The sequence below is a fragment of the Microbulbifer sp. JSM ZJ756 genome, from assembly GCF_044383805.1.
Classification (GTDB): domain Bacteria; phylum Pseudomonadota; class Gammaproteobacteria; order Pseudomonadales; family Cellvibrionaceae; genus Microbulbifer; species Microbulbifer zhoushanensis.
Window position 1 is genome coordinate 143,718 of sequence record NZ_JBISER010000003.1, and the last position, 12,527, is coordinate 156,244.

Annotated in this window: 11 protein-coding genes; 8 read left to right on the plus strand and 3 right to left on the minus strand. The window is 62.8% G+C overall.

Features of this window, described 5'->3' with window-relative positions; all coding sequences use genetic code 11:
- Positions 1-39: 39 nt before the first annotated feature.
- A complete protein-coding gene (locus ACH6CX_RS06820; protein WP_232940468.1) occupies positions 40-921 on the minus strand; it encodes a DUF533 domain-containing protein in 882 nt (293 codons plus the stop codon).
- A 287-nt stretch (positions 922-1,208) separates the two neighbouring features.
- Here ACH6CX_RS06820 and ACH6CX_RS06825 point away from each other — a divergent pair, with 287 nt between their 5' ends.
- Positions 1,209-2,195: a calcium/sodium antiporter gene (locus ACH6CX_RS06825; protein WP_232940467.1), complete on the plus strand. Its 987-nt coding sequence runs from the start codon at positions 1,209-1,211 to the stop codon at positions 2,193-2,195.
- Positions 2,196-2,205: 10 nt separating this feature from the next.
- On the opposite strand, the gene ACH6CX_RS06830 is transcribed toward ACH6CX_RS06825, so the two are convergent.
- Both ACH6CX_RS06830 and ACH6CX_RS06835 read right to left on the minus strand, forming a co-directional pair.
- The gene (locus ACH6CX_RS06830; RefSeq protein WP_232940466.1) at positions 2,206-2,532 is read right to left on the minus strand and encodes a chaperone modulator CbpM; all 327 of its coding nucleotides are present in this window, start codon (positions 2,530-2,532) and stop codon (positions 2,206-2,208) included.
- Between the two features lie 13 nt (positions 2,533-2,545).
- Positions 2,546-3,499, minus strand: a complete 954-nt coding sequence (locus ACH6CX_RS06835) for a DnaJ C-terminal domain-containing protein (RefSeq protein WP_396675235.1) — start codon at positions 3,497-3,499, stop codon at positions 2,546-2,548.
- A gap of 313 nt (positions 3,500-3,812) precedes the next feature.
- Between ACH6CX_RS06835 and ACH6CX_RS06840 the strand changes: the two genes are divergently transcribed.
- From ACH6CX_RS06840 to ACH6CX_RS06870, 7 genes are all read left to right on the plus strand, one after another.
- Positions 3,813-4,079: a hypothetical protein gene (locus tag ACH6CX_RS06840; RefSeq protein ID WP_232940464.1), complete on the plus strand. Its 267-nt coding sequence runs from the start codon at positions 3,813-3,815 to the stop codon at positions 4,077-4,079.
- A 128-nt stretch (positions 4,080-4,207) separates the two neighbouring features.
- Positions 4,208-5,590, plus strand: coding sequence for a nicotinate phosphoribosyltransferase (locus ACH6CX_RS06845; RefSeq protein ID WP_232940462.1), 1,383 nt, complete (start codon positions 4,208-4,210; stop codon positions 5,588-5,590).
- A 324-nt stretch (positions 5,591-5,914) separates the two neighbouring features.
- Positions 5,915-7,546, plus strand: coding sequence for a TldD/PmbA family protein (locus ACH6CX_RS06850; protein ID WP_396675236.1), 1,632 nt, complete (start codon positions 5,915-5,917; stop codon positions 7,544-7,546).
- A 90-nt stretch (positions 7,547-7,636) separates the two neighbouring features.
- Positions 7,637-8,968 carry a TldD/PmbA family protein gene (locus tag ACH6CX_RS06855; RefSeq protein ID WP_232940459.1) on the plus strand — a complete coding sequence of 444 codons (1,332 nt, stop codon included), beginning with the start codon at positions 7,637-7,639 and terminating at the stop codon, positions 8,966-8,968.
- Between the two features lie 27 nt (positions 8,969-8,995).
- Positions 8,996-10,627, plus strand: a complete 1,632-nt coding sequence (locus ACH6CX_RS06860; protein WP_232940457.1) for a TldD/PmbA family protein — start codon at positions 8,996-8,998, stop codon at positions 10,625-10,627.
- Between the two features lie 160 nt (positions 10,628-10,787).
- On the plus strand, positions 10,788-11,495 hold the full coding sequence (locus ACH6CX_RS06865; protein WP_396675237.1) for a DUF4159 domain-containing protein: 708 nt from the start codon (positions 10,788-10,790) through the stop codon (positions 11,493-11,495).
- Positions 11,496-11,501: 6 nt separating this feature from the next.
- Positions 11,502-12,524, plus strand: coding sequence for a MoxR family ATPase (locus tag ACH6CX_RS06870; protein WP_334078346.1), 1,023 nt, complete (start codon positions 11,502-11,504; stop codon positions 12,522-12,524).
- Positions 12,525-12,527 lie beyond the last annotated feature (3 nt).

The following is a 12,527-nucleotide window of genomic DNA, read 5'->3' on the forward strand; positions in this document are numbered from 1 at the left end:
CGACTCAGGTTGAATCGGTTTATCGAGCCTGGAGCGGATTCAGGCAGCCTTCGGCACCTGTTGCTCAATCATCTGCGCAGCCTGCTCAGAAATACCGAGCTTTTCTGCCAGTCGATCCATGTATTCATGTTCGCGCGGGTTGTCCTCGTTGATGGTCATCGCGGAAACAAGGTACATATCAAATGCCGTGGCGGGGTCATTGACCCTGTCTACCAGGCGATCAATATTCACCGGTGTGGTCATTAACTCTCGCAACTCCGTCAGGTCATCCTGATCCAGCTGTCCTTCCAGGGAACTGAGGATATTGCGCTGTTCATGTTCGTCGATACGCCCATCGGCCTGGGCCGCTGCCACCATGGCATGCAGCATCAGCTCGGCCTGTTCCTCACCCTCGGCGCCACTGTCATTCGCGGCAAAACCAAACAGCTCGCCCTGGCCGGCGCCCTGCCAGGCACGGGAATCACCCGCAGGACCCAGTGGGCCCTGCTGGCCGAACTTGCCATTCGTACGCCCGAAGATCTGCCCCAGCAGATCGGTCAGGTTGCCGCCGCGGGGCGCTGCCTGGCTGCCCCCGCGCTGCTGCATCTCCTGGAAAATGCGGCGGGCGATATCCATTAATACCGTGGCCCCGCCGGCCCCGGCCGCACCTGCCCCGGCTGTGGAGCCACCAAATACGTCGCCGCCGCGTCGGGCCCCACCTGGCACCGTGCCCTCACTGCCCCGGCCGGTGTGGCGGCCAAAGATGTCATCCAGGCCGCTGTCCTGGGGCCTGTTCAGGCTGCCGCCGGTGGGCGGGGGTACCCGGGAGAAGTCGGGCGGGGGGATGTTCGGCGCCCGGGTCTGGGGCGCCTGGCGTCGTTTCTTGTTCAACATCGAGATGCCGGCACCCACCAGGGCGCCCAGTAAGAGTTTCCTGTTCATGGAAGCCCCCGCTAAGTCTGTCCAGTACAACAGCACTTTAATGAGAACCGACAGGAACCCCCATCTGCAGAGCGCCCGTGACCATCGAGTCCAGGGCAATAGCAAGGCCTTGATTCCAGCCTGCCCTTTCCCAATTCTGCGGAGCCGGTACAATCGGCCCCCCGCCGGGCCGGCGCCTGGTACCCCGGCCCCGGGCACAGCCCCTACTGGCAACATCGTTACCGGTTAAACCGATTCCACCGCGCCGGACGGACTGCTAGCCTGAAACTATTCACGAAGGACGACCTATGATTCTCGCCGCCCTCGCCATCATTGCCGGTTTTGCCCTGCTGGTCTGGAGTGCCGATCGCTTTGTCGAGGGCGCCGCCGCGACCGCCCAGCACGCCGGTATGCCGCCCCTGCTGATCGGTATGGTCATCGTCGGCTTCGGCACCTCGGCCCCGGAAATGGTGGTATCCGCCATGGCGGCGCTGGATGGCAGCCCGGGCCTGGCCCTGGGTAATGCCTATGGCTCCAACATCGCCAATACGGGCCTGATCCTGGGCCTGACCGCGATCATGATCCCCCTGGCGGTGCACTCCAAGATCGTGCGCAAGGAATTGCCGCTGCTGCTGGCCATCAGCTGCCTGACCGGCGCCTTCCTGTGGAACGGCAACCTGGAGCGCTGGGAGGCCGGTGTACTGCTGGCGGGATTCTTCGGCCTGATCGGCTGGTCCATCTTCACCGCATTGACTGGCAAGGGAGATGCGGTCGAGGGTGAGATCGCGCAGGAGCTGGAGGAACACGCCATGCCACTGGGCCGGGCGATTTTCTGGGTGGTGGCCGGCCTGGCACTGCTGATCATCAGTTCCCGCATCCTGGTCTGGGGCGCGGTCACCATCGCCGAGTCACTGGGTGTCAGCGACCTGATCATCGGCCTTACCATTGTTGCCCTGGGCACCTCGCTGCCGGAACTGGCCGCCACCGTGGTCGCCGCCCGCAAGGGCGAACACGATATCGCCATCGGTAACGTGGTGGGCTCCAATATGTTCAACCTGCTGGCGGTGGTGGGGATCGCCGGCGTCATTGCGCCCATGTCGAGCGTTCCGGCGGAGGTGCTGTCCCGGGACTGGCCGATGGTGGTGGGCCTGACCGTTGCGCTGTTCGTGTTCGGCTACGGTTTCCGTGGTCGCCAGGGCCGCATCAACCGCTTCGAGGGTGCTGCCCTGCTGCTGGCCTATGTGGTCTATAACGCCTACCTGGTAATGACCATTACCCGGGTTGCGGGAGCTTAAACAACTCCCACTACTTATTCTTTCCGTGTTCCAGGCGCGCCAGCCGCGCCTGCAGCCGCTCGATCTCCTCCAGCAAGTCGATCGCCAGCGCGGCCCCGGCCAGGTTCACCCCCAGGTCGCGCTCAATACTATAAACCCGGCGCACGCGACGGACACAGATCCCACTGAAGCGCCAGCGGGTGCGCCCGCGTCCGCGGGGCTCGATTACCCCCTCCTCCACCAGCGCCAGCACTGCCTCCGCGGGAATACCGCAGGCCCGGCACAGCTCACCCAGGGTCAGCTCACTCTCTTCATCGAGCAGCGCGCCGCTGATTTCCCTGTGATTATCACCTTGCATTGGCCCTCTCCTTTCAGCTGCCCAGGTTACTGCGCGGGTCGAAACTGAAGGCGCGACTGAACTCGCTGTACGCCTCCTTCTCTGCCTCACTGCTGGCCGGTGGGGTCACTACCTGCAGCACCACATACAGGTCACCGGGTTCAGCGGCCGGTATACCGCGCCCCTTGAGCCGCAGTTTGCTACCGCCGCGACTGTTGGGGGGGACGGTCAGCTGGATCTCCCCCGCCGGGGTCGGTACCTTCACCTTCGCGCCCAGAGCCGCCTCCCAGGGCGCCACCGGCAGGTCCAGGTACACGGTCTTGCCCTCCACCGAGTACAGGGGATGGGGGTTGAAGCTGATTTCCAGGTAAAGATCACCGGGCTTGCCCTCGCCGAAGCCGGGCTCGCCCTGTCCGGCGAGGCGGATCTGTTGCCCCTCGGTCACTCCCCTGGGGATCTTGACGTTGAGCTTGCGCTCCTTGAGGTGCGGCCGCCCGTCGGGCCCCAGCTCGGAGTGCTTGAGCGCTATCTGCCGACTACCGCCGTGATAGCTGTCCTCCAGGTCGATGGCGATCTTGGCATAGGTATTTTCGCCCCGGGCGTGAAACTGCTGCTGGCGCGCCCCGCCATAGCCGTGGCTGAAGCCACCGCGCCCGAACAGGCTCTCGAAGAAGTCACTGAAGGCGCCCGCATCCGCTTCGGTGTAACCGCCGCCGTGGAACTCAAAACCCTCATCCCAGTTGGGCGGCGGGCGGAAGTCCTGGCCCGCGTGATAACCACTGCCGACCTGGTCATAGGCTGCGCGCTTTTCCGGGTCTTTCAGTACTTCATAGGCCTCGCCCACCTCCTTGAAGCGGTCCTCGGCATCGGCCTCCTTGCTGATATCCGGATGGTATTTGCGTGCCAGTTTGCGATAGGCACGCTTGATCTCGTCCTGGCTGGCATCCCGCTCCAGGCCCAGGATCTGGTAGTAGTCCCTGTACTCCATGTCGCTTCATTTACTCCGAGCCCGGGAAACCCTGGCAATCATGCGCGAACAATTGCGCTATTGAGCGGTGGGCGACTGCGATCAGGCTTCCCTTATCAGGCAACAAACACCTTTAGCCAGCACTACGTCCCGCCGAGTATCGTTTGCGTCCGATACGAGTCGCCTCGCTAGCAATCATAGAAAGAAATCCCGGCCGTGCGCCGTATTTGGCCCCTGTTGCCTCATGGACGCTCATGGTCACTCTATTGTTAATCGGAGACGGACAATCCCGTTACATAACTTTAGTGATCAGGAGGTAGCTGTGCGGCTATTCATGGAAGTGCGTATTCCTGTGGAGAAGGGCAACGACAGTAAAGCAGATGGGTCGATGGCTGAGGTATTAAAAGCCTTCATTGAGTCTGCCAACCCGGAAGCGGCCTATTTCCACCTATGGGAAGGCAAGCGTGACGCGGTTTTTGTTTTCGAGGAAACAAACCAGGCCAAACTCATGGAATACAATGAGGTACTTTTTGCGGCCCTCGATGCAGAGATCCGGATACAACCGACCCTGTCCCTCAAAGAACTGATGAGCAATCTGTAGCCTGGGCCCTGCCTGCTTTAATTACACTGCCCCCAAATCAATACATCGGCTTTACAGCGATGGAGATAGGTAAAGTTCCATGGCACGTTATTGAAATAAAACCCTGATTGCGCGCTGCCCAGCCACCTATGACTGCACATAACCTGATCCTCAACGTCGACAGCTACAAGGCCAGCCACTACCTGCAGTACCCGCCGGGGGCGGAGTATGTGAGCAGTTACATCGAGTGCCGTGGCGGCGACTTCCCCGAGGCGGTGTTCTTCGGCCTGCAGGCGTACATCCGCGAGTACCTGCTCACCCCCATTCATATGGGCGATATCGATGAGGCCGAGGAAATGCTCCACAGCCATGGCCTGCCGTTCCACCGCGCCGGCTGGGAGCACATCCTGGAGGAGCACGGCGGGCTGCTGCCACTGGAGATCTCGGCGGTACCGGAGGGCACGCTGGTGCCGCTGCACAATGTGATGCTGCAGGTGGTCAATACCTGCCCGGCCTGTTTCTGGCTCACCAGCTATATCGAGACCGGGCTGGTGCGCGCCATCTGGTACCCGGTGACCGTGTCCACCCAGAGCCGCCTGATCAAGAAAATCATCGCCGGCTACCTGCGCGAGACGGCGGATTCCCTGGACGGGCTGCCGCTCAAGCTGCACGACTTCGGCGGCCGCGGCGCCAGCAGCCTGGAGAGCGCCATGCTGGGCGGCATGTCGCACCTGGTGAACTTCCACGGCACCGATACCGTGTCCGGGCTGGTGGGGGCCCGGCGCTACTATGACGAGCCCATGGCCGGGGTATCCATTCCCGCCGCCGAGCACAGCACCATGACCGCCTGGGGCCGTGAGCGCGAGGCGGATGCCTACGCCAATATGCTCGACCAGTTCGCCGGCCCCGGCAAGATCGTGGCCGTGGTCAGCGACAGCTGGGACCTCTGGCACGCGATCGAGAATATCTGGGGCGGGGAGCTGAAAGAGCGGGTAATCAACAGTGGCGGCACTTTAGTTGTGCGGCCGGACTCCGGCGACCCGGTGGAGATCGTGTGCGAGAGCCTGGAGCGCCTGATGCGCATCTTCGGTTCCACCACCAACAGCAAGGGCTACCGGGTCCTGCCGGATTTCATCCGCGTGATCCAGGGGGATGGCGTCGACCGCCACTCCATCCCCGAGATACTGCAGGCGATGCAGGACCGGGGCCTGTCCGCCGATAACCTGACCTTCGGCATGGGCGGCGCCCTGCTGCAGAAACTCGACCGCGACCTGATGAGCTTTGCCATGAAGGCCAGTGCCATCTGTATCGACGGCGAGTGGCAGGATGTCTGGAAGGACCCGGTCACGGGCCCCGAGAAGAAGTCCATGCGCGGCCGGCTGGCGCTGGTGCGGGACGATGCCGGGGAAATGCAGACAGTGCGCCTGGAGGAACTGGGCGAGCGCACCAACCTGCTGCGACCGGTGTTCCGCGATGGCCGGCTGCTGCGCGAGACTACCTTCGCGGAGGTGCGCCGCCGGGCCGAGATCTGACTATCGCCCACAACCGGCGAACGGTTCACTGTCGATCCGCTGGGCGCCCCGGGGCGCACCACCTCCCCGAGCCCGCTTCAATTCATCCGCCCCTGCCCTCCGTTTAACGACCGCCGCTTTACAAGCCCCCCGCGACCGGAAGATCCTGATCATTGGTCAATTTTTTTGCATTCCGGGCACCTGCCGCGGGATGTCCTGACCGGCCATCACCATTGTGATAGGTTGGATACACCGGTCAGCCGGGACACCGGGCCCTGCGACCAGAGAACAATAACCAATACTCCCGGCGCTACCGCCCTGCGGTGTACCGGGCTGGGGAGGACCATGCAGAGACGAGAATTCCTGAAGATGGCCGGTGTCGGGGCTGGCGGTATCCTGCTGCCGGTCTACGGCACCCGCGTCAGCGCCGCGGAACTGACCCAAAATGGTATGGACGTGCGGCGCAAGAAAGCGCTGGCGGACATAGTGCTGAACACCACCCGCAAGGCCGGCGCCAGCTATACCGATGTGCGCATCGGCCGCTACCTGAACCAGTTCCTGGTCACCCGCGAGACCCGCGTCGAGAACATCATCAACACCGAGTCCTTCGGTGCCGGCATCCGCGTGATCGCCAACGGCACCTGGGGCTTCGCCGCCACCAATGACCTGACCGACGACGGCATCGCGACTGCCGCGCGCCGTGCGGTGGCCATCGCCAGGGCGAATTCCAGGTACCAGGTCGAGCCGGTACAGCTGGCGCCGGTCAAGGGCGTGGGCGAGGTGTCCTGGCAGACCCCCATCCAGAAGAATGCCTTCGAGGTGCCCATCAGCGAGAAGGTGGACTACCTGATGGAGGTCAATAACAGCGCACTGAAGGCCGGGGCCAGCTTCATCAACTCCTCCCTCTACCTGGTCAACGAGCAGAAGTACTTCGCCTCCAGCGACGGCTCCTATATCGACCAGGACATCCACCGCCTGTGGGCGCCCATGCAGGTGACCGCCGTGGACAAGGACACCGGTGTGTTCAAGACCCGCGACGGCCTCAGCACCCCGGTGGGGCTCGGCTACGAGTACCTGGACGGCCGCGAGGAGGACAAGATCCACGGCCACACCACCCTCTACGGGGATTCCTACGATATGGCCGAGGACGCGATCCTCGCTACCGAGCAGGCGAAGGCCAAGCTGTCGGCCAAGTCCATCGACCCGGGCAAGTACGACCTGGTGCTGGAGCCCCTGCACCTGCGCCTGACCATCCACGAGTCCGTCGGCCACCCGCTGGAACTGGACCGCGTGCTGGGATACGAGGCCAACTACGCCGGCACCTCCTTTGCCACCCTGGACAAGTGGCGCAGCGGCAAATTCCAGTACGGCAGCGACAAGGTCAACTTCTTTGCCGACCGCACCCAGCCCGGGTCCCTCGGCGCCGTCGGCTATGACGACGAAGGCGTGAAGGCCAGGCGCTGGGACCTGGTAAAGGACGGCATCCTGGTGAACTACCAGGCCACCCGCGACCAGGTGCACATGATCGATCAGGACGAATCCCACGGCTGCTCCTATGCCGACAGCTGGGACAGCGTGCAATTCCAGCGCATGCCGAACGTGTCACTGGCGCCGGGCAAGGAAAAGTACTCCGTGAAGGACATGATCCGGGACGTGGAGAAGGGTATCTATATCCTTGGCCGCGGCTCCTATTCCATCGACCAGCAGCGCCACAACTTCCAGTTTGGCGGCCAGCTGTTCTACGAAATCAGGGACGGCGAGATTGTCGGCCAGGTCGAAGATGTCGCCTACCAGTCGAACACCCAGGAATTCTGGAATTCCTGCTCGGCCATCTGTGACGAGAGCGATTACCGCCTGGGCGGCACCTTCTTCGATGGCAAGGGCCAGCCCAGCCAGGTGAGCGCGGTGTCCCACGGTTGTTCCACCACCCGCTTCGACAAGATCAATGTAATCAATACCAAGCGCAAGATTTCGTAAGACACTGCTGGGGCAACTGCCCCGTACTGACAGCGCGGCACCGCCCCCAGGGCGGTGCCGACACAAGAATAAGTAACCGGAGAAAAAATAATGGCAATCCTGACCAGAAGTGAAGCAAAGCGCATTCTCGACAAGGTGCTGGAATACAGCCGTGCCGATGGAGCCAGCGCACAGCTGACCGGTGCCGAGACCGGCAACATCCGCTACGCGCGCAACAGTGTTTCCACCAGCGGTATCGTCGACGATATCTCGCTGGCGGTCGAGGCACGTTTCGGCAAGAAGTCCGGCGTGGCCACCATCAATGAGTTCAGCGACGCGGCCCTGGAGAAAGTCATGCGCCGCGCCGAGGAGCTGGCAAAACTCTCCCCGGACAATCCCGAGGCCATGCCGCTGCTGGGCCCGCAGAAATACCTGGACGTAAACGGTTTCGCCAAGGCCACCGCCAACATCACCCCGGAGCAGCGCGCCAAGGCCGCCGCCGACTCCATCATGGCAGCCAAGAAAAACAAGGTCGTGGCTGCCGGCTACCTGGAGGATGCGCGCTCCTTCGCCGCCGTGGCCAACACCAGGGGACTGTTCGGCTACCACGTCTCCACCTCGGCCAATTTCACCGTGACCATGCGCACCGAAAATGGCCTGGGCTCGGGCTGGGCCGAGAGCGACGTGACCGACTTTGACAACATGAGCACAGCCGCCACCTCGGGCATTGCCATCGACAAGGCGGTACAGTCCCAGGAGGCCCGCGCGCTGGAGCCGGGCAAGTACACCGTGATCCTGGAGCCCAACGCCGTCTCCGGCCTGCTGGGCTACATGATGTACAGCTACGATGCGCGCAACGCCGACGAAGGCCGCAGCTTCATGAGCAAGAAGGGCGGCGGCAACCGCCTGGGCGAGAAGATGTTCGACAAGCGCGTGCACATCTACTCCGACCCCACCGACCCGCAGGTACCTGCGACTCCCTGGGCCGAGGACGACCACATGCCCCTGCAGCGCATCGACTGGGTCAAGGGCGGTGTCGCACAGAATATGTTCCGCAGCCGCTACTGGGCCGAAAAGACTGAAGAGGAAGCGGTACCGACACCGGGCAACCTGATCATGATCGGCGGCGACAAGTCCACCGAGGAACTGATCAAGAACACCCGCCGCGGCATCCTGGTGACCCGCACCTGGTACATCCGCATGGTGGACCCGCAGTCACTGCTGCTGACCGGCCTGACCCGCGACGGCACTTTCTATATCGAGAACGGCAAGATCAAGTACCCGGTAAAGAACTTCCGCTTCAACGAGAGCCCGGTGATCATGCTGAACAACATCGAGGAAATGGGACAGGCCAAGCGCGTCAACATGATGGGCTTCCCCGCCATGGTCCCCGCACTGAAAGTGCGCGACTTCACCTTCAGCAGCCTTTCCGACGCGGTTTAAGCCCGGCAGCCAAAACGAGGACCTGACATGGACAGAAGAAAATTTTTACAGCTGACCGGCGCCGGCATGGGCGTTTCCATGTTGCCGCTGTCCGGCAACCTGGTGGCCGAGAGCAAGCTGACCACCAGCGGTATCGACCTCTCCGTCAAGAAGGAGCTGGCCGACGCCGCCCTGAATACCGCCACCAAGCTGGGGGCCACCTATGCCGACGTGCGCATCGGCCGCTACCTGAACCAGTATGTGATCACCCGTGAAATGCAGCTGCAGAACGTAGTCAATACCGAGTCCATCGGTATGGGCGTGCGCGTGATCGCCAACGGCACCTGGGGCTTCGCCGCCACCAACGATATGACCAGCGACGGGATCGCCAGGGCTACCCGCAAGGCCGTGGCCACCGCCAAGGCCAACTCCAGGTACCAGAGCGAGCCGGTGCAGCTGGCCGAGCAGAAAGGCTACGGCGAGGTAAGCTGGAAGACACCGATCCAGAAAAACGCCATGCAGATCCCGCTGGCGGAAAAAGTCGACCTGTTGATGGCAGTCAACGAGGCCGCCCTCGGCGCCGGGGCCAGCTTTATCAACTCCAGCCTCTACGTGGTGAACGAGCAGAAGTACTTTGCCTCTACCGATGGCTCCTATATCGACCAGGACGTACATCGCCTGTGGGCGCCGATGCAGGTGACCGCCGTAGACAAGAAGACCGGCGGCTTCCGCACCCGCAACGGCCTGAGCCAGCCGGTAGGGCGCGGCTTCGAGTACCTGGATGGCCGCGCCGAGGACAAGGTGCAGTCGCAGACCGTGCTGTATCGCGATTCCTACGACATGGTCGAGGACGCCCGGCTGGCGGCGCAGCAGGCAAAAGAGAAACTCACGGCGAAGTCCGTCAAGCCCGGCAAGTACGACCTGGTGCTCGACCCCAGCCACCTGTGGCTGACCATCCACGAGTCCGTCGGCCACCCGCTGGAACTGGATCGCGTACTGGGCTACGAGGCCAACTACGCCGGCACTTCCTTCGCCACCCTCGACAAGTGGCGCAGCGGCAAATTCCAGTACGGCAGTGACAAGGTGAACCTGTTCGCCGACAAGGTGCAGCCCGGGTCACTGGGTGCGGTCGGTTACGACGACGAGGGCGTGGAGACCGGCAAGTGGGACCTGGTGAAGGATGGCATCCTGGTGAACTACCAGGCCACCCGCGACCAGGTGCACATGCTCGGCCAGGAGAAATCCCACGGCTGTTCCTACGCCGACGACTGGTCCAGTGTGCAGTTCCAGCGCATGCCGAACGTGTCACTGCTGCCAGGCCAGGATGAACTGGGCCTGGACGACATGATCAAGGACGTGGAAAAGGGCATCTACATCGTCGGTGCCGGCTCTTTCTCCATCGACCAGCAGCGCTATAACTTCCAGTTCGGTGGCCAGCTGTTTTACGAGATCGAGGACGGCAAGATCACCGGCATGGTGGAGGATGTGGCCTATCAGTCCAACACCCAGGAATTCTGGAATTCCTGCTCGCAGATCTGCGACAAGCGCGACTACCGCCTGGGCGGCTCCTTCTTCGACGGCAAGGGCCAACCGAGCCAGATCAGCACCGTGTCCCACGGCAGCTCCACGGCGCGCTTCGACGGGGTCAATGTGATCAACACCAAGCGCAAGTTGGGCTAAGCCGGGCGATGCTTTGCGCCCGGCTTCAGCCCCGCCATGGATGGCGGGGCTGAAGCCGGGATAAACGCCTTTGGTTGCGCCATGGATGGCAGGGCAGTAGTGCATTACCGGCACTGCGTAACTACAAGCACGATTTTCAGTCGATCACAGAGCAGTAACCGTGTCCCTCTCCCGCAGGCATTTCCTAAGCCACCTGTTGCTCACCAGCGGCGCTCTCGCGCTGCCGGCAGGCCTGCGTGCGCAACCCGGGGAGTATTACGATTTCTACTTTACCCGCCTGATGTACGAATCCGGCGACTGGGACGTGGACCAGCGCATGCCATCGAATGTGCTGAATTCCCTGGTCGAATATACGAACCTGAAGGTCGACCCGAAGGAACGCATTGTGCCGCTGGCGGACCCGGCCATGCTGCTGGCGCCCTTCTGCTACCTGGCCGGGCACAAGCTGGGGGAGTTTACCCCGGCCGAGAAGCGCAATTTCCGCGACTATGTCAATCGCGGCGGCTTCGTATTCGTGGACGACTGCAACCACGATATCGACGGCCTGTTCGCCAAATCCTTCGAGGCGCAGATGGTGGAGCTGTTCGGCGAGGACTGCCTGCAGAAGCTGCCAGCCGATCACGAAATCTACCGGTGCTTTTTCGAGTTCGACGAGCTCCCGGTGACCAGCTTTGAGCTGAATGGCTGGGGCGATGACCTGGTACACGATTACCTCAAGGCCATCGTCGTGGACGGCCGTATCGCGGTGCTCTACAGCAACAAGGATTTCGGTTGCGAGTGGGATTACGACTACCGCAACAAACGCTGGCTGGCGATCGACAATACAAAGTTCGCCGTCAATATCGTTATCTACGCATTAACCACGTGAAACAACATGGAAACTGAAACCCGCACCGCCACCGAGAGCGGCATCGAGCAAACCCTGTCGGCGCTGGAACAACTGCGCGCTGAGATCGGCCGCGTGATTGTCGGCCAGCGCGAGGTGGTGGACCAGCTGCTGATCTGCCTGCTGGCCCGCGGCCACGCCCTGCTGGAGGGGGTGCCCGGCCTGGGCAAGACGCTGCTGGTAAAAACCCTGGCGGAGGCCACCGAGCTGGATTTCAAGCGGGTGCAATTCACCCCGGACCTGATGCCGGGGGATATCCTCGGCACCGAGATCCTGGAGGAGGACCACAGCACCGGCAAGCGTTTCTTCAAGTTCCAGCGCGGCCCGATCTTTACCAATATCCTGCTGGCGGACGAGATCAACCGCACCCCGCCCAAGACCCAGGCAGCGCTGCTGGAGTCGATGCAGGAATACGCCGTCACCATGGCCGGCGAGACCATGGCCCTGCCGCGGCCCTATTTCGTGCTGGCCACCCAGAACCCGATTGAGCAGGCCGGCACCTACCCGCTGCCGGAAGCACAGCTGGACCGCTTCCTGCTCAATATCCATATCGACTACCCGGGCGAGGAAGACGAAATCGCCATCCTGCGCGGTACCACCGGCGGCGATACCGCGCCACCCTCACCCTGCCTCGACGGCGACACCATCATCGAGATGCAGCGGCTGGTGCGCGAGGTACACATCAGCGATGACCTGTACGGTTATATCGCCCGGCTGGTGCGCGCCACCCGCCCCACCGGGGAAGCGAACGGGAGTGAGGACTCACCCCTGGCCCGGTGGATCCAGTGGGGCGCCGGGCCCCGCGCCGGCCAGGCACTGGTACTGGCGGCCAAGGCACGCGCGCTGCTGAACCGGCGACTGGCGGTCACCCGCGCGGACATCCGCGCCCTGCTGCTGCCGGTACTCCGTCACCGCATCCTGCTGAGCTTCCACGCCCAGGCCGACGGGGTCGGTATCGCGCGCGTGATCGATGAACTGCTGCGGGCCTGCCCGGAGCCGGGGCAGGACTGACCC

Excerpts from the sequence above, each read along its gene's own strand:
- ACH6CX_RS06840 (WP_232940464.1), top strand. The coding sequence starts at position 3,813 with ATGGAAGTGCGTATTCCTGTGGAGAAGGGCAACGACAGTAAAGCAGAT.
- ACH6CX_RS06860 (WP_232940457.1), top strand. The coding sequence starts at position 8,996 with ATGGACAGAAGAAAATTTTTACAGCTGACCGGCGCCGGCATGGGCGTT.
- ACH6CX_RS06835 (WP_396675235.1), bottom strand. The coding sequence starts at position 3,499 with ATGGAGTACAGGGACTACTACCAGATCCTGGGCCTGGAGCGGGATGCC.
- ACH6CX_RS06855 (WP_232940459.1), top strand. The coding sequence starts at position 7,637 with ATGGCAATCCTGACCAGAAGTGAAGCAAAGCGCATTCTCGACAAGGTG.
- ACH6CX_RS06830 (WP_232940466.1), bottom strand. The coding sequence starts at position 2,532 with ATGCAAGGTGATAATCACAGGGAAATCAGCGGCGCGCTGCTCGATGAA.
- ACH6CX_RS06870 (WP_334078346.1), top strand. The coding sequence starts at position 11,502 with ATGGAAACTGAAACCCGCACCGCCACCGAGAGCGGCATCGAGCAAACC.
- ACH6CX_RS06825 (WP_232940467.1), top strand. The coding sequence starts at position 1,209 with ATGATTCTCGCCGCCCTCGCCATCATTGCCGGTTTTGCCCTGCTGGTC.
- ACH6CX_RS06845 (WP_232940462.1), top strand. The coding sequence starts at position 4,208 with ATGACTGCACATAACCTGATCCTCAACGTCGACAGCTACAAGGCCAGC.
- ACH6CX_RS06850 (WP_396675236.1), top strand. The coding sequence starts at position 5,915 with ATGCAGAGACGAGAATTCCTGAAGATGGCCGGTGTCGGGGCTGGCGGT.
- ACH6CX_RS06820 (WP_232940468.1), bottom strand. The coding sequence starts at position 921 with ATGAACAGGAAACTCTTACTGGGCGCCCTGGTGGGTGCCGGCATCTCG.